We start from the raw sequence: 16,465 nt of genomic DNA, 5'->3' as shown, positions 1-16,465 counted from the left end.
TGCTTAGATGGTCAGATGCCCGCCAGGTGAAAGCACTTTGCCGGTGAGCCCTTTTTGCTGAAGCATGTGAACGAAGGCGGGTGCATCCTGCTTAATGACCGGGAACGTATTGTAGTGAATGGGGACAACACAGCCGGCACCAAGCCATTCCGAGGCAATGACGGCATCACCGGGATCCATCGTGAAGCGTCCTCCAATTGGCAGAAAAGCAATATCGATATCAAATCGTTCGCCAATGAGACGCATATCGCCAAACAATCCCGTATCCCCGGCATGGTATAAGGTAACGCCGCCCATTTGCAGAATAATGCCAACGGGTGATCCTGTATAGACGACCTTGCCTTCCTCTGAGAGGGAAGATGAAGTATGAAGGGCATGCGTCAGGAAGACGCGCCCAAACGGGAAGTTCCAAGCTCCGCCGACATGCATCGGCTCGACCTGAATACCTTGATGTCCCAAATGGATGGTTAGCTCTTCAACGGCGATAATGGGGGCATTATTTTGTTTTGCCAATGGAATGGCGTCGGTGATATGATCGGAATGACCGTGTGTCAGCAAAATGTACTGGACTTTAACCTGCTCTAGGCCCTCAGTAGAGAGTGGATTGCCGGTCAAGAACGGATCGATGATGACAGAATAGGCACCCTGGGTCACTTGGATGCAGGAATGGCCATGATAAACAATGTGCATAAGAGAGATCTCCCTTTCGAATCATTATTTATAATCTAATTTAACACGAACGTTTATATTTATGTTATATTATTAATGACTCGAGTATGTCAATCATTTCCTGATATTTTTTTCGCGAGGGGAGCTGTTTTACAGTTGTTGTCGATAGAAAAACAGTTGCTGTATCTCCTTACTAGCGGGGATGGGGCTGGAGCGGGCGCCGCTGTCAGCCGTCTTATTGAGGTGTATGAAGCGCGGGGGATTTCTCATCAGATCGTGCGTAACGCGCTCTCTAAGCTGAAAAAGGAAGGGTATGCCGAATCGGCGGAACGCTCTCGATATAGGGCGACACCGCTTGGCGAGGAGTTTATCCGGATGGTTAATGCCAAGCCCGGTCTATATGAGAAGGAATGGGATGGGCAATGGTGCATGGTGCTCTTCGAGATACCAGAATCGGAGCGCCGGCGCAGGGACAGCTTCCGGACCGAGCTTTTGCAGCTGGGGTTCGGCTCGCTCTACAAAAGCGTCTATGTCTCGCCATGGGACTACCGGGAAGAGGTCATCCGGCTTGGCGAGCAGTGCGATGTCAGCAGTTACATAACCGTGACAAATACAAGTATTGTGCATAATGACATCACGCCAGAGCAGTCAGTTCGTCTATGGCCGATTGAAGAACTGCAGGAGCTGTATCGGAGAAAAGAGAGCTGGTTCCAAGACTACTTAGAGCCGGCTCTTGCACGGCTTGAAGATACGGGAACAGCTGAGGGGTTGCAGCTATTTGTCTATTTCCTAGAGCTGGGCGATGTTATCGCAGAGCTCGGTTTACGTGATCCGATGCTTCCTAATGCACTGCTTCCGGACAATTGGACAGGCAAGCAACTTATGCAGCAATTCCAGACCAGCCTGCGGCAAATAGCGCTGGCGATACCTGAGCAGTCTCCATACCGCGCCTTTGTGGCGCATTTTCTGGGACGGTAGGGCACAGAGCTGCTAGGTTTTGAGGTAACTTCTTACTACTGCCTGTGCTGAAAGCGGCAAGTCATTCAACAATGAGGATGCCTCACTAATTAGTGAGGCTTTTTCGCGTTGTAGGTTGCCTAATGAGCTGTTTTTGGACTAACTATGAGGTTAGCCTCACTGTTAGTGAGGGTCAACGTGTGAATAAGGCAATAAACCTCACTAATACGTTATGCGGCGTAGAGGCATTCTCAAGAGCCAATTCTTTGAGTGGTCGTGCGGGTTCTCAGCACGACTTTTTTCTTACTCTACCGGTTAAAGTCAAACGGAGCATTTTGAATGATTCTGTAGAAGCGTAGCTTATGCTTACGAAGTAGCTTTCTTGCAGAAAGCTTTTAAGCGTTCGCTTTTGCTCAGGGATTCTAACCTTATTAAAAATTGTTCAAAAAAATCCCTGAGCAATGGTGATCGGAAGAACATTCGATTGCACAGATTGACATTTAACCGCACCCGAAGATTATAATTAAAGCGCATACAATTCCAATCCTGATAGGTACTAGGGGGAACTACCTTGTATACGATATTGCTGGTCGATGATGAAGCGGTCGTAAGGGAAGGCATCAGGGAGCGCATCCCATGGGGGGAGCTTGGCTTCGAGTGCGTGGCAGATTGCGAGAACGGCGTACAGGCTTTGGAGGAGATTGAGCGGCTGCGGCCGCATATTGTGCTGACGGATATTAATATGCCGTTTATGGATGGACTGGCGTTATCCCGACAAGTGATGAATCAATATCCGGATATGAAGGTTGTTATCCTGACCGGTTACGATGATTTCGAGTACGCGCAGCAGGCGCTTAAGCTGAAGGTGAAGGATTTTATTCTGAAGCCGGTTACGGCTGCCGAATTGTCAGCGATGCTGCATAAGCTTCGGCTCGAGCTCGATGAGGAGAAGCAGGAGCGGGAAGATCTGGCCAGGCTGCAAAGTCAGCTGCACGAGAGTATGCCGCTGCTCAAGGAGCGCTTCCTCGAACGAATGTCGACGATGGCGTTAAGCGAGAAGGAGATGGCTTTGCGACTGAGGTATTTTCAGATTCGTCTAACAGGACCTCACTATATCGGACTAGCTATTGATACTGATCGTTTGGATGAGCAGGGTGGGGCAGATACGGACAAGGAGCTGCTGCGGTTCGCTGTGTACAATATTGCACAGGAATTTGTGAGTGAGGAGCCGAATTACGCGTTGTTCCGAAGCAGGGAAGAACGGGTTATGGTCATCCTGGGAGGAGAGCGTGAAGAGCTTCTTCAAGAGAAAGCGCAGGAGCTGGCTGAGCGGATTCGGCAATCAGCAGTTCAATTTCTGAAGTTGACCGTCTCGGTGGGAATAGGGACAACGGTCGAAGGATATGCACGGATAAGAACATCCTGCAAAGAAGCTGTCGCCGCGCTGGACTACCGGTTAATCCTTGGTGATAACAGTGTTATCACCCTCTCGGATATGGAGAAGCGCCGAAGCTCGCCAGCAGGGCATCCGCCGGAATTCGACCGTGAATTAATAGCCGGTATTAAGACTGGCACAACGGAAGAGGTTGAGCGTGCTATCGAAGCACTTATCAGTCATAACAAAGCGGAGCTTACAAGCATTGATCAATGTTATTTGCGTATCCAGAAGACGATTCTTGCCGTCATGCAGACCCTTGGCGATATCGGCTGCAAGGAAGCGGACGTCTTCGGGACTGGTGTAAATCCCATGACCGAGATCTACCGGTTCAGGACAATGGAAGAGATTGGAGCATGGTTGAAGACGGCATGCCGGCAGGCGGTACTAAGTGTTACGGCAACACGAAGCGACCAGTGTCGTTCACAGATAGAGGAGGCCATCTCTTATCTGGAGAACAATTATGAGGATGAGGATCTATCGGTCAAAGCCGTCTGCAAACATGTCCTTATGAGCGTCAGCTATTTCAGTGCGGCCTTCAAAGCCCAGACAGGCAAAACGTTTATTGAATATCTCACAGCCATTCGTATGGACAAAGCGAGGGAACTGCTGAAGTTCACTAGCCTGCGGACCTATGAGATAGCTGCCAGAACCGGCTACAGTGATGCCCAGTATTTCAGTGTATTGTTCAAGAAACATACGGGAGAATCACCAACGGATTACCGCCACAGAACAGCTGCGGAACAGGCGTGAGGTGCACATATGGAGTTATTTAAATTTAAGAGCATTCAGACCAACATTGCCGCTGCTTCAGCCTGTCTTATTTTATTAACCGCTATTCTGCTAGGCGTGATCTCCTATCAATTATCGGCCTCATCCGTTCGTGAAACCGCTCAAGATTACACCGCAGAGCTGATCCGCCAAGTAAATGCTAACATCCAAACCTACATCACCAGCATGGAAAATATATCGATGCTCGCGCTAAGTAACGAAGACGTGCGCGAGCTGGTAAATGAAGAAGGAGATAACAGGACAAGCACGAATGAGCTCGCTCGTGAGCAGCGGATCTCAGCTTATTTTCACTCGATCATGGCTTCCCGCAAGGATATCGCTTCGATTAACGTCATCGGCTACAATGGCCGATTTGTCTCAGACCGTGAGCATGCGGAGCTTAATCCAAGCATCAGGCTGGAGGAGCAGCCTTGGTACCAAAGCGCACAAGAGGCTTCCGGCCGGATCGTCGTTTCCTCCTCCCATGTTCAGCATATGTTCAAGGACGAATACGATTGGGTGGTTTCACTCAGCCGGGAGATGTGGAGCAAGGACCAGACCGAGCCGCGTGGTGTGCTGCTGGTTGACCTGAACTTCAGCGTCATCAACGATACGTTGAATAACATCGATCTAAGTAAGCGGGGATACGTATTCATCGTTGATGAGGACGGCAATATCGTGTACCATCCGCAGCAGCAGCTCATCTACAGCAACTTGAAGTCGGAGAAAATTGACGAAGTACTGGCTAAGGGAAGCGGCAGCTTTATGACCGATGAAGGAAAGACAAGCCGAATATATACGATTCAGGATACCGGCTTTGGCTGGAAAATCGTCGGAGTATCCTATGCGAACGAACTGATCGGCAATAAGCGTGAGATGCAGTTATCCATGGTAGCTGCGGGTATTTTCTGTCTCATCGTTGGTTTATTACTCGCGGTCTTTATCTCCCGTAACCTGTCGCGCCCGATTAAGCAGCTGCAGGAGCATATGAAGAAGGTGGAGAAAGGGATCTTTAACATACGGGTGCCAATCGGCAATCCGAGAGAGATTGCCTCTCTAGCGAGAACGTTTAACCTGATGGTCGTCAAGATTGAGGAGCTGATGAGCCAAGTCGTCCGGGAGCAGGAAATTAAGCGGAAGAGTGAGCTGACGGCGCTTCAGGCGCAGATTAATCCGCATTTTCTGTACAATACGCTGGATTCGATTATTTGGATGGCCGAAGGGAAAAAGACGGATGAGGTTGTCCTGATGACCTCCGCCTTGGCACGGTTATTCCGTTCTTCGATCAGCAGAGGACAGGAGCTTGTTTCTATCCGGACAGAGATTGATCATGTCGCCAACTACTTGATCATTCAGAAGATCCGGTACAAGGACAAGCTGGATTTTCACATTGAGGTGGACCCGGAAATTTACCACTACCGTACGCTTAAGGTGCTGCTGCAGCCTTTGCTTGAGAATGCGATCTACCATGGCATCAAGAATAAGATCGGGACGGGTACGATTCATGTCATCGGTGGCAAAAGAGAAGGCTATATCTGGTTCGAGGTCAGTGATAACGGCGTTGGCATGGAGGCAGAAACACTCCGTTCTATACTGGAGCCAAGGCGAAGCGATCGGGAAAGCAAAGGGGTCGGAGTGGTTAATGTCCATGAGCGGATTCAGCTGTATTTCGGGAAAGACTATGGCCTCTTCTACAGGAGTGTCCCGGATGAAGGGACGACCGTCATGGTTCGAATCGCGGCAATCGAGGGTGATGGTTATGCGGGAGGAGGGGAGCTTGGCGCATGAGTGAATACCGGCGCAGATCAGCATCAGCTGTACTTGCAACGATCCTCATACTTGCTTCTGTTTTTGGGATCTACAAGTGGGCGGTCAGCCAGAAGACGGAGAAGCCAGTCGATATCATCGTTACAGTAAAAGCAAAAGGGCAGATGATCGACTTTTGGAAGGTATTTATTACCGGTGTCGAGGATGCTGCCCATGAATTTGGGGCGAATGTGTCGGTCATTGGCCCTCCTTCCGAGACGGAGATTGATGCTCAGATTAAGCAGCTGGAGCAGGCGATTCAAGAGAAGCCCGATGCGATTGTAATGGCGGCAACCGACTATAATCGGCTTGTCCCGGTGGCCGAGCAAATCGTTAAGGCAGGCATCAAGCTAATAACGGTCGATTCCGGTATTAACAGCAGCGACTCGTTAAGCTTTATCGCTACGGATAATATTGCAGCAGGGGAGAAGGCCGGGGAGGAAATGGCAAAGCTGCTGCCGAGTACAGATTCATCAAAAATCGCCATCATGAGCTTTGTCTACGGGACTTCGTCACAAATGGAGCGGGAGAAGGGGGTTCGTCAATGGCTTGCGAACCATACGCAAATTGAAGTCGCTAACACTTACTATAGCGAGGGTCAGCTGGACAAAGCCTATGAATTGACGAAGGAGCTTTTATCTAAGGATCCAAGTATCAAAGGAATTGTTGGGCTAAACGAGCCTTCAACGGTTGGTGCTGGAAAGGCGATCAAGGATCTGGGTCTTAGCGGCAAAGTAAAGCTGGTTGGCTTCGACAGCTCGGTGGATGAAGTGAAGCTGATCGAAGGCGGCGTGCTGCAGGCGACGATTGTTCAGAAGCCTTATAATATGGGCTATCTTAGTGTGAAGACCGCGATTGAGGCGGTACGGGGACAGAGGATTCCGAAGCAGATCGATACGGAATCGGTCATTATCAATGAAGACAATATGTATACGGAACAAAATCAGAAGCTGCTCTTCCCCTTTGTGGGAGAGTAGCTTTTTTTCAAATTCTAAGAATTTATAAGTTTCATCCTATATTTAGGGCTTAGAATTCTCCGGAATGAAACGCGCCTCGCTGCCAAAGTCGGCGAAGCCGTTTCACCTTGTACCCAGACGAAACAGATTTTTTTCAACTATTCAAATACATTATTCCATTCTGGCTTTGAGGACGCAGATTTACAATGAGCTTAGTAACAGCGGGATGGAGTGGTGTTGGTATGGGTGACGTGCTCATTCAAATGGAAGACATCGATAAGCAGTTCCCCGGCGTTCAAGCTTTGAAGGATTGCCGATTCGAATTAAGGCGGGGCGAGGTTCATGCGCTGGTTGGGGAAAATGGGGCTGGCAAGTCGACGCTGATGAAGGTGCTGACAGGGGTCTACCAGAAGGATACGGGCCGGATTTTGTATGACGGGAGCGAGGTGGAGGTTCCAAATGCGAAGGCCGCGCAGAAGCTGGGAATCTCAATTATTCACCAGGAACTCAATCTCGCTCCCGATCTGACAGTTGCCCAGAATATTTTCATCGGCCGCGAGCCAAGGCGGGGACTACGGCTGTTCCTTGATGAGCGGGAGTTGAAGCGCAAGGTGGAGCGATTATTCGAACGGCTTAATATGGATCTTGATCCTAATGAATCTGTCGCAAATCTGACCGTGGCGAAGCAGCAAATGGTCGAGATCGCCAAAGCCTTATCTTACGATGCAAAGGTGCTCATTATGGATGAACCAACGGCAGCACTCAGTGATTCGGAGATCGATGACTTGTTCATCATTATTAATCAGCTGAGGAGCAGCGGGGTTGGTATTGTCTATATTTCGCACCGGATGGATGAGCTGAAGCGAATTACCGACCGCATTACTGTTATGAGGGACGGTCGTTATATTGATACCGTTCCAACGGCAGCGGTGACAAATGAGCAGATCATCGCAATGATGGTCGGACGTGAGATTTATGACAGCACAAAGCAAAATCGGATAGAGGGTACGAGTGAGACCGTTCTGGAAGTTAAGGGTCTCAGCCGCAAAGGCGCACTACGAGATATTAACTTCAAGCTTCGTAAGGGAGAAATTATCGGGTTCGCTGGTCTTATCGGAGCGGGGCGAACAGAAGTAGCAAGGGCGATCTTTGGCGCTGATCCAATAGATGCGGGTGAGATTACCGTGCGAGGACGCAAGGTTGTACTGCGGCAGCCTTATGATGCGGTGCAGGCCGGCATCGGTTACTTGTCCGAGGATCGCAAGCGCTATGGCTGCATTGTGGAGATGGATGTCAAGACCAATGTGGCAGTCGCTTCGCTTCGGAAATATGCCAATCCTATTGGCTGGGTGAACAGAGCGAGAATTGCAAAGGCAGCCGATCAGATTGTCGACATGCTGAAGGTGAAGACGCCTCATATCGACCAAGAGGTCAAATTCCTCTCAGGCGGCAACCAGCAGAAGGTTGTCATTGGCAAATGGCTGACCCGAGATTGCGATATTCTCATTTTCGATGAACCAACGCGTGGAATTGATGTTGGGGCGAAAAGCGAGATTTACAAGCTCCTGAACGATCTGGCTGCCAAAGGCAAGTCGATTATTATGATCTCTTCCGAGCTTCCGGAGATTCTGCGGATGAGTCACCGCATTATTGTTATGTGTGAGGGACGCATCACAGGTGAGCTTGACCGCGAGGAAGCAACGCAGGAAAAAATTATGCGATATGCGACATTAAGAGCTTAAGGTAGAGATCATGCTTACGAAGTAAGAATAACCACAAAGAGGCATAATCCTAGCCCTTTATGTGGCAATTCTTTTGAGGAGGAATCACATATGAAAATGCAGCCTAAAGCCGAAATCGTCGGGGTTGGCAGCAAACAGACCGGCCTAATTTTGAAGCCGGGCGCCGTGCAGCAGGTGCTTGCTTTTGCCAGCTTGATCGTCCTTATCCTCGTATTCACATTCGCATCCAGCAACTTCTTTCAATTCTCGAATATCGTAGGCATTCTGCTCTCGACAGCCGTTACTGGCGTTCTGGCACTAGGCTCTACTTATGTCATCATAACAGGCGGTATTGACCTGTCTGTCGGAACGGTTATGACCTTAAGCGCAGTTATGACTGGTGTCTTCATTACGTATTGGGGGCTGCCTGTTCCGATTGGCATTGTTGGGGGCATCTTGACCGGTGCAGTCTGCGGCCTGCTGTCCGGTGTGATGGTCGCCAAGCTTAAAATCCCGCCTTTTATCGCAACACTTGCGATGATGATGATCGCCAAAGGTCTAGCTCTTGTGATTTCCGGCACGAAGCCAATCTACTTCAATGATGATCCGGTGTTCAGCGAAGTGTCGCAAGGCTCTTTGTTTGACAAGATTATTCCGGGGTTCGCGATTCCGAATGCGGTCGTTATCTTTTTCATCGCTGCGATTATTGGAAGTGTGATCTTGTCGAAGACAATTGTTGGCCGTTATAACTTTGCCCTTGGCAGCAATGAAGAAGCCACAAGGCTGTCTGGCGTGAACGTGAATTATTGGAAAATCGTCATCTACACCATTACCGGTATCTTCACTGGTCTGGCAGGTATTTTGATTGCCTCCCGCCTCAATTCTGCCCAGCCTGCCCTTGGCTCCGGTTATGAGCTTGAAGCGATTGCTGCGGTTGTCATCGGGGGAACTTCACTTAGCGGCGGGAAAGGCACCATCGTGGGTACGGTCATTGGCGCTCTCATTATGAGCGTGTTGACGAACGGGCTGCGTATCTTATCCGTGCCGCAGGAATGGCAGACCGTTGTTGTTGGGATCGTCATTCTGCTTGCGGTGTATGCAGATATCCTGCGCCGCCGGAAAGCTTAGAATCGCTAGAAACTCTGACTCAATCAGAGATTCTATAAATGAAATTATCCAAATCAAAGGGGAGATTTCGGTGAAGAAGTTAACGGCATTGATGCTTGTTACGGCAATGGCCATTCTGCTGCTTAGCGCATGTGGTTCAAACAATGATGCAAGCAGCAAGTCGAGCGGGGGTAACGGAGGGACTAAGGCAAGCGGGGACAAAATTTATATTCCGATTATTTCAAAAGGGTTCCAGCATCAGTTCTGGCAAGCGGTCAAATCCGGAGCAGAGAAAGCAGCAACAGAGTTCAACGTCGAAATTACGTTCGAAGGACCGGAGACAGAAGCACAAGTCGATAAACAGATCGAAATGCTGCAAGCTGCTCTCGACAAGAAGCCTAGTGCAATTGGCTTTGCTGCACTCGACAGCCAGGCATCCATTCCTCTCCTGCAAAAAGCAAAGGACGCAGGCATTCCGGTTATCGCCTTCGACTCCGGCGTAGACAGCGATATTCCGCTGACGACGGCTTCGACTGATAACGTAGCTGCTGCTGCGCTTGCTGCTGACAAAATGGCTGAGCTGATTGGCGGCACCGGCGAAATTGGTGTCATCGTCCATGATCAGACTTCCGTAACCGGCGTTAATCGCCGTGACGGCTTCGTGAACCGGATCAAAGAGAAATATCCCGATATTAAGATTGTCGACATTCAATATGGCGGCGGCGACCACCTGAAATCAACGGACCTTGCGAAGGCGATGATGCAGGCGCATCCGAACCTGAAGGGCTTTTTCGGCTCGAACGAAGGCTCAGCAGTCGGGATTATTAATGCGGTGACCGAGTTGAAGAAGGAAGGCCAAATTACAATAATCGGATTCGACTCCGGTAAAGCACAAATCGATGCCATTAAGAGCGGCGTGATGGCCGGAGCAATCACCCAAAATCCGGTAGGAATCGGCTACGAAACGGTGAAAGCGGCGGTAGAGGCGATTCGCGGTGAGAAGGTCGAGTCTACGATCGATACAGGCTTCTATTACTACGATAAAACCAATATCGAAAACGACGAAATTAAAGCGGTATTATACGAATAGGAAATGGGATATTAGATAAAAATAGCAGCCGAGTGTCATAAATACTGACGCGCAGCTGCTATTTTTCTGCCCGTTTTTTTGAAATGACCTTAGGATTGTGTTAGGCTTAAAAGAAAAGGCTGGAGGTCACGATGGCAAAAGAGCATAGAAAATTGTCTGCGTTAGAGATGTTGAAAAGGGTCATTTTTATCACGATTGGTTCTGTATTAATGGGTGTAGCACTGGAATTATTCCTCGTACCTAATGATGTAATCGATGGTGGTATTACCGGTATTTCCATTATGGTATCCGAATTGACCCACTTACCCCTTGGTCTATTCATATTCCTCTTGAACATTCCATTCCTGTTCATTGGCTTTAAACAAATCGGCAAAACCTTTGCCTTTTCTACCCTTTACGGTATCGCCGTTATGTCAATTACGACTCAATTGCTTCACCATGTAGATGCTTTTACGGAAGAGAAGCTGCTTGCCGTTCTATTTGGCGGTATTATTCTTGGTGCCGGTGTTGGTCTTGCTATTCGCTTCGGCGGCTCGCTTGACGGAACGGAGATTGTTGCGATTCTTGCATCGAAGAAATTCGGTATGCCGGTCGGGCAGATCATTATGATTGTTAACGTATTTATCTTTATTCTTGCTGGATTTGTGTTTGAATGGAACTCAGCGATGTATTCGATGGTTACGTATTACTTGGCCACCAAAGTGATGGATATCGTTGTTGAAGGTATTGAGGAATCGAAATCAGTTACGATTATTTCAAGCGCTTATGAAGAAATTGCCGAGACCATTATGACGCGTCTTGGACGGAGTACGACTTATATCCAAGCAAGAGGCGGTTACTCCCGCGAAGAGACACAAATGGTCTATTGCGTAGTCAGCCGTCTTGAAGTTGCGAAGCTGAAAGCCATTGTACATGACATTGATACGAGTGCTTTTATTGCAATCGAGAATGTAGCTGACGTACAGGGCGGCGGTTTTACGAAAAAGAGTATCCACTAAGCACGTTAAAGCTTGCTTAGTACAGCAGTGAGCCGGTCCGGGTAGTCGGTAATGATGCCTGCGACTCCTGCTTGTATCAGGCGAATCATCTCAGCCGGTTCATTGACTGTAAATACATTATAAATAACCCCTTGCTGGGCAGCTTCTGCGACCCAGTCCGGCAGTACTGCATAATGAGAGGCATGCAGTGCGGTTGCTCCCATCGATAAAGCATATTTCCACGGGCGGTATAAGCCTTCCATATACAAAATGCCAGTAGGAATGTCAGGCGCAAGCCGTTTGCATTCGATAAGCGAGTAGTGATTGAAGCTGGAGAGTATAACTTGATCAGACATGCCGAAGGCACGTACGGTATCGATGACTTTTTGCTCCAAACCTGGGTACTGCACGATACCATTTTTTAACTCAATATTGACGAAAGTTTGTGTCCGCTTCGCCAGAGTAAGAAGCTGCTCGAGTGTTGGAATGCGTTCGTCCTTGAACGCGGGAGAGAACCAGCTTCCGGCATCCAGACGCAGCAGCTCCTCGGACTGGACGTCAGCGACAAGCTTGTTCACACCAGTCGTCCGCTTCAGCTTCTCATCATGAATGAGCACAAGCTTACCGTCCTTTGTCATCTGGACATCCGTCTCAATCCCTGTTGCGCCAAGCGCGATTCCTTGCTCGAAGGCGATCATAGTATTCTCCGGATAGCTGCCGGAAGCGCCTCGATGAGCATAATTCATGAATGTCGTCATAGTTGTTCTCCCTCTCCCATCGCCATCATAAAATTGAATTAATTTTACTTTACTTTGGATTTGTTAGCGGTGTATTAATCTTCATTTATTCTTATGCTAAAATCGCGGATTGCATACCCCTAGGGGGTATGGTAAGATAGATTTAAGGCATACCCCCTGGAGGTATTTACGATGATTGAACAAGAGAAGACCGAGCATTGCCATCAAGAACAGCCGGAGCAAGAACGGAAGAGCCATCACTCCGATAAAATGAAATCTAATCTTGTATCTCGCCTGAATCGGATCGAAGGTCAGATTCGTGGTGTAAAGGCGATGATTGAGAAGGATACTTATTGCGATGATGTGCTTAATCAGATTGCTGCGGCGCAGTCGGCACTCAATAGTGTTGGGAAGCTTCTGCTGGAAGGTCATCTGAAAAGCTGCGTGATGGAACGCATTCAGGCGGGAGAAAGTGAAGTAATCGACGAGCTGCTCGTGACAGTAAATAAATTAATGAAATAAGATCGGGAGGGATCTAAGTTATGACAAACGTTACATTGAAGGTAGAAGGCATGTCCTGCGGACACTGTGTGAGTGCAGTAGAGAAGGCAATTACCGGAGCAGGGGCAAGTGGTTCCGTTGATCTGGCAGCGGGCAAAGTAACCGTTCAGTATGACGATAAGAAAGTAACCCTTGAAGCGATCAAAGGTGCTATTGAAGAACAAGGGTACGATGTAGTTTAATTGATCACTGGTAACGGGATTATCATCAATATTAGTTTTATTAATTAACAAAGCGGTCGTGCAGATCTTGATACAGCACGACCGCTTTTGTTGTTTTTCCTTTCAAACGGAGCAATTCGAATGATTCTGTAGAAGCGTCAGCGTTCGCTTTTGCTCGGGGACTCCAACCTTATGTCCTTAATCAAAGGAATCCCCGAGCAATGGCGATCGGAAGAACATTCGAATGCGTAGTCGATTATCAAATACCGGCTGTGGGTATATTGATAGGGACGATGGAAGGAGCGAGTGAAATACATGCAACAGAAACGAAATCGAAAAAATCGGCATCGCACATTACATATAGGACTTATGGCGGTTCTCTTATCCGCTGGCTATACAACGGGTAACACAGGCTGGGCGGCTTCTGCTTCTAAGACTGAGGCCTCTGCTTTAACAAGCTTTGGTCAAGTCAGCAATCGATCAACAGATAGAGAGACCGAATCCCATCACCACCATACAGAACATCACAATCAAGCTGATGAAGATGGCCAGAAGCAAGCAGCTGCTGTGGAGTGGAGCTTCTCGCCGAAGCAGCCAGTTGCTGGAGAGAGTACCCTTATCGAGCTTGCTATTGCGGATGGAAATGGTCAGCCCGTTCAAAGCTTTGCGCTTAACCATGAGAAGGAGATCCATTTGATTGCTGTCAGCAGCGATTTAAGTGAGTTTCAGCATCTTCATCCGGCGGATGAAGGATCAGGTCATTTTATGGTTGAGGCTATATTCCCAAAAAGCGGAACGTACAAGCTGTTTGCTGATTTTATCCCAGCGGGTGGCAATCATCAGGTCGCTCAGACCGAAGTTGTGCTAGGAGGTAAGACGGCTGCTGCACAGCGGCTGGTACCTGACAAACAGCTGGTTAAGACGATAGCGGGAACGCAGGTGACTTTGAAAACCGATGCGCTCCGTGCAGGACAAGGAACATCATTAACGTTTTCGTTTAAGGACGCGGTTACCGGCAAGCCCGTACAGGATATGGAGCCTTATCTTGGTGCGGCCGGGCATGTCGTCATTATAAGCTCTGACCTCAAGCAGTACTTACATGTTCATCCGAAGGAAGGGCAGTCAGCTGGACCAGTGGCAGCATTTGAGACCAGCTTTCCAGCACCAGGTCTTTATAAAGTATGGGGTCAATTCCAACGGCATGGTGATAACTTCATCGTATCCTTCACGTTAAAAGTTGGGGAATAAGCATAGCTGCAGTCACCCTTGAGCAACCTAGGTCAATAATGGAAGTGAAGGGATGGTTTGTGAACCATGAACGATAAGATAATCTCAATCCTAGAAGGAAAAATTAGGCATGTGGAAAGTGAGGACGGCGAAATTTATTTGGTTGGTCCGATCAAGCTGCCAGTCAATCTTGATGAGGAAACGGTCATTTTCCATTGGTACTGCTGGCTGCTGTGCAAGGAAGAGACGGATAAGCTGGAAGATATTATTCACAAGCTGTCAGGCGCTAATCTCGCGGAAATGCAGCAGTCCAGCGTACTTGTCTATGGCGATTTCGAGCATGCGGAAGAAGCCTTTATTCGGATGCACAGCATCTGTCATACCGGCGATATCTTCGGCAGCAAGCGCTGCGACTGTGGCTATCAGCTGCATCAGTCGATGAAGATGATCGTATCGCATGGCTCGGGAGCGCTATTCTATCTGGCTAATCATGAAGGTCGCGGCATTGGCCTATTCAGCAAAGCGATGGCGTATTTACTGCAGGAGCAGGGCTACGATACAGTCGAAGCGAACTTGAATTTGGGCTTTGTTGATGATTCACGCAACTACAGCGATGCGATTCGCGTGCTTCGCGCCTTGCGGCCGAAGAACAAGCCGGTAACCCTGATTACAAACAATCCGAAAAAGCTTGAGGCACTCCGTTCCGCCGGGCTTGATGTGGAGGACCGAATCCCGCTGTGGGGTGATGTGTCCGAATATAACGAGAAATATTTGCAGACCAAAATCAACCGGTCCGGCCATCTGGTCAGCGGCTGTCCAGATCAGTAGCTGCCCAACGTGCAACTCGTCTTATTTTACCCGCGCTATGGTATAATCCATCTAAAAGCGAAGCGATGGAAGCGGGGGCGAATCGCGTGACTTGGCAGTCGAATCGGGACGGGGAATTACCGGAAGTGAAACGCGAAATGGCACTTGAAAACTTCCGATTGGCATTCCAGCTGGTGGGTACGCATTGGCGGACAGTAGACAAGGGCTGGTCTTATTTCGAGCATCAGCATCCACTGCTGGAGCTGAATCTGGTGCTGCAGGGACGCCAATTAACGACGGTTTCTGGTGTTGAATATGTGCAGCAGGCTGGAGACTTACTGCTCATTCGTCCTGATGAGGTGCATCACAGCCGCAATGCAGCGGATGAGCCGATGACCTATTTCGCGCTGCATCTCGATGTAGATGATCCGGATTTGTACTACCTGCTCGGCCGGATTGAGCAGCACCTGTTCGATGCGGGTTCAACGATTGTACAGCAGCTGATGCCCCATATGGAAGAATTGATGGAGATTTGCTCTATTGAACCTGGCAATGATATTGTCAGGCGTATTGATATCCGGGTGAAGATCATGCAAATCTTGTTGATCTTAACGATGGAGGCAAGAAGCTTAACGCAGCCGCATCCAAGGCGAAGCGGAAGACCGCAGGGTGAATATTCACTGCTTTTGTTACGCCACCGCGAGCAGATCTCGCTGGAGAAGAAAGTACAGACCTTATTTTCCGAGCCTTTTATGCGGGATGTCCAGTTAGACGAAGCGACGCTGCCTTCTTTTCGCTGGGCAGGGGTATTCACGTTACAAATTGAAGAGAAATCGTTCTGGCAGTCGACCGATCGCTTCTGGGTGAAGGAGCAGCTGACCGAGAACATGAAGGAGCTTGGAACCATTGTAGTTGTAGAGGATGGCACCTTTATGAATGTCGCTGTCCTTACCTCGAGGCATACCGTTCCGAATATGGAAGAGATCGTACTGAAGAAAAAGAGGGAATTAGAAGAGCGCCTTGGTTTCCCCATTAAGCTCGGCTTTGGCGGCATGACCGCCGTCGTATCGGAACTGCGCTCCTTATATAAGAACAGCCTTCGGCAGCTTGGCCACACCGAGGCAACGGATGAACCCATGCTTCGTTATGAATTTGTCAGCCGAATTATCCGCTCAGCGATGCAGATGATCGAGACAGAGTATAGGGATAAAGATCTTTCCCTTGCAACGCTTGCCAAGCGTCTTGGCGTGACGCCTAATTATTTGAGTGGACAATTCAGTTCACAGACGGGTGCAACCTTTACTCATCATTTGACAAGTATTCGGATCCGCCAAGCCATTCGGCTTATGCGGGAGACGAATATGAAAATCTATCAGGTTGGTGAGCAGGTGGGGTATACCGATCATGCCTATTTTAGTCGTTTGTTTAAAATGATGGTGGGAGTAAGCCCTGCTAAATATCGGTTATCATTCACTTAAAAGGA

At 48.9% G+C, this 16,465-nt stretch carries 15 protein-coding genes; 13 read left to right on the top strand and 2 right to left on the bottom strand.

Going from position 1 to position 16,465, the window contains the following annotated elements; translation table 11 throughout:
* Positions 1–3 precede the first annotated feature (3 nt).
* The gene (locus tag AB4Y93_RS11640; RefSeq protein WP_441892031.1) at positions 4–690 is read right to left on the bottom strand and encodes a metal-dependent hydrolase; all 687 of its coding nucleotides are present in this window, start codon (positions 688–690) and stop codon (positions 4–6) included.
* Positions 691–825: 135 nt separating this feature from the next.
* On the opposite strand from AB4Y93_RS11640, the gene AB4Y93_RS11635 reads away from it, so the two are divergent.
* From AB4Y93_RS11635 to AB4Y93_RS11600, 8 genes are all read left to right on the top strand, one after another.
* Positions 826–1,647: a PaaX family transcriptional regulator C-terminal domain-containing protein gene (locus AB4Y93_RS11635; protein ID WP_441892029.1), complete on the top strand. Its 822-nt coding sequence runs from the start codon at positions 826–828 to the stop codon at positions 1,645–1,647.
* Positions 1,648–2,197: 550 nt separating this feature from the next.
* The gene (locus tag AB4Y93_RS11630; protein ID WP_441892027.1) at positions 2,198–3,814 is read left to right on the top strand and encodes a response regulator; all 1,617 of its coding nucleotides are present in this window, start codon (positions 2,198–2,200) and stop codon (positions 3,812–3,814) included.
* Between the two features lie 9 nt (positions 3,815–3,823).
* Complete coding sequence (locus AB4Y93_RS11625) at positions 3,824–5,620, top strand: cache domain-containing sensor histidine kinase (RefSeq protein WP_441892025.1); 1,797 nt, start codon at positions 3,824–3,826, stop codon at positions 5,618–5,620.
* Positions 5,617–6,615 carry a substrate-binding domain-containing protein gene (locus AB4Y93_RS11620; RefSeq protein WP_441892023.1) on the top strand — a complete coding sequence of 333 codons (999 nt, stop codon included), beginning with the start codon at positions 5,617–5,619 and terminating at the stop codon, positions 6,613–6,615. Before AB4Y93_RS11625 ends, AB4Y93_RS11620 begins: the two co-directional genes overlap by 4 nt.
* A gap of 221 nt (positions 6,616–6,836) precedes the next feature.
* Positions 6,837–8,336 carry a sugar ABC transporter ATP-binding protein gene (locus AB4Y93_RS11615; RefSeq protein ID WP_441892539.1) on the top strand — a complete coding sequence of 500 codons (1,500 nt, stop codon included), beginning with the start codon at positions 6,837–6,839 and terminating at the stop codon, positions 8,334–8,336.
* Positions 8,337–8,426: 90 nt separating this feature from the next.
* The gene (locus AB4Y93_RS11610; protein WP_441892021.1) at positions 8,427–9,443 is read left to right on the top strand and encodes an ABC transporter permease; all 1,017 of its coding nucleotides are present in this window, start codon (positions 8,427–8,429) and stop codon (positions 9,441–9,443) included.
* A gap of 91 nt (positions 9,444–9,534) precedes the next feature.
* A complete protein-coding gene (locus tag AB4Y93_RS11605) occupies positions 9,535–10,512 on the top strand; it encodes an ABC transporter substrate-binding protein (protein WP_441892537.1) in 978 nt (325 codons plus the stop codon).
* Between the two features lie 131 nt (positions 10,513–10,643).
* Entirely contained in the window at positions 10,644–11,510 is an 867-nt protein-coding gene (locus AB4Y93_RS11600) for a YitT family protein (RefSeq protein ID WP_167279199.1), read from the top strand.
* Positions 11,511–11,515: 5 nt separating this feature from the next.
* On the opposite strand, the gene AB4Y93_RS11595 is transcribed toward AB4Y93_RS11600, so the two are convergent.
* On the bottom strand, positions 11,516–12,247 hold the full coding sequence (locus AB4Y93_RS11595; protein WP_441892018.1) for a glycerophosphodiester phosphodiesterase: 732 nt from the start codon (positions 12,245–12,247) through the stop codon (positions 11,516–11,518).
* Between the two features lie 171 nt (positions 12,248–12,418).
* Here AB4Y93_RS11595 and AB4Y93_RS11590 point away from each other — a divergent pair, with 171 nt between their 5' ends.
* The 5 genes from AB4Y93_RS11590 to AB4Y93_RS11570 all read left to right on the top strand — a co-directional run bounded on the left by AB4Y93_RS11590 (position 12,419) and on the right by AB4Y93_RS11570 (position 16,460).
* Positions 12,419–12,748, top strand: coding sequence for a metal-sensitive transcriptional regulator (locus AB4Y93_RS11590; protein WP_441892016.1), 330 nt, complete (start codon positions 12,419–12,421; stop codon positions 12,746–12,748).
* 20 nt (positions 12,749–12,768) lie between these two features.
* On the top strand, positions 12,769–12,969 hold the full coding sequence (locus AB4Y93_RS11585; protein ID WP_441892014.1) for a cation transporter: 201 nt from the start codon (positions 12,769–12,771) through the stop codon (positions 12,967–12,969).
* Between the two features lie 294 nt (positions 12,970–13,263).
* On the top strand, positions 13,264–14,196 hold the full coding sequence (locus AB4Y93_RS11580; RefSeq protein WP_441892012.1) for a hypothetical protein: 933 nt from the start codon (positions 13,264–13,266) through the stop codon (positions 14,194–14,196).
* A gap of 66 nt (positions 14,197–14,262) precedes the next feature.
* Positions 14,263–15,003 carry a GTP cyclohydrolase II gene (locus tag AB4Y93_RS11575; protein WP_441892010.1) on the top strand — a complete coding sequence of 247 codons (741 nt, stop codon included), beginning with the start codon at positions 14,263–14,265 and terminating at the stop codon, positions 15,001–15,003.
* 86 nt (positions 15,004–15,089) lie between these two features.
* Positions 15,090–16,460, top strand: coding sequence for an AraC family transcriptional regulator (locus tag AB4Y93_RS11570; protein WP_441892008.1), 1,371 nt, complete (start codon positions 15,090–15,092; stop codon positions 16,458–16,460).
* Positions 16,461–16,465 lie beyond the last annotated feature (5 nt).

Origin of the sequence: Paenibacillus sp. YAF4_2, assembly GCF_052113225.1 — a bacterium.
Lineage (GTDB): Bacteria > Bacillota > Bacilli > Paenibacillales > Paenibacillaceae > Pristimantibacillus.
This window is presented reverse-complemented; position numbering and strand designations above follow the sequence as displayed.

Excerpts from the sequence above, each read along its gene's own strand:
- AB4Y93_RS11640 (WP_441892031.1), bottom strand. The coding sequence starts at position 690 with ATGCACATTGTTTATCATGGCCATTCCTGCATCCAAGTGACCCAGGGT.
- AB4Y93_RS11625 (WP_441892025.1), top strand. The coding sequence starts at position 3,824 with ATGGAGTTATTTAAATTTAAGAGCATTCAGACCAACATTGCCGCTGCT.
- AB4Y93_RS11620 (WP_441892023.1), top strand. The coding sequence starts at position 5,617 with ATGAGTGAATACCGGCGCAGATCAGCATCAGCTGTACTTGCAACGATC.
- AB4Y93_RS11615 (WP_441892539.1), top strand. The coding sequence starts at position 6,837 with ATGGGTGACGTGCTCATTCAAATGGAAGACATCGATAAGCAGTTCCCC.
- AB4Y93_RS11610 (WP_441892021.1), top strand. The coding sequence starts at position 8,427 with ATGAAAATGCAGCCTAAAGCCGAAATCGTCGGGGTTGGCAGCAAACAG.
- AB4Y93_RS11605 (WP_441892537.1), top strand. The coding sequence starts at position 9,535 with ATGCTTGTTACGGCAATGGCCATTCTGCTGCTTAGCGCATGTGGTTCA.
- AB4Y93_RS11600 (WP_167279199.1), top strand. The coding sequence starts at position 10,644 with ATGGCAAAAGAGCATAGAAAATTGTCTGCGTTAGAGATGTTGAAAAGG.
- AB4Y93_RS11595 (WP_441892018.1), bottom strand. The coding sequence starts at position 12,247 with ATGACGACATTCATGAATTATGCTCATCGAGGCGCTTCCGGCAGCTAT.
- AB4Y93_RS11590 (WP_441892016.1), top strand. The coding sequence starts at position 12,419 with ATGATTGAACAAGAGAAGACCGAGCATTGCCATCAAGAACAGCCGGAG.
- AB4Y93_RS11585 (WP_441892014.1), top strand. The coding sequence starts at position 12,769 with ATGACAAACGTTACATTGAAGGTAGAAGGCATGTCCTGCGGACACTGT.
- AB4Y93_RS11580 (WP_441892012.1), top strand. The coding sequence starts at position 13,264 with ATGCAACAGAAACGAAATCGAAAAAATCGGCATCGCACATTACATATA.
- AB4Y93_RS11575 (WP_441892010.1), top strand. The coding sequence starts at position 14,263 with ATGAACGATAAGATAATCTCAATCCTAGAAGGAAAAATTAGGCATGTG.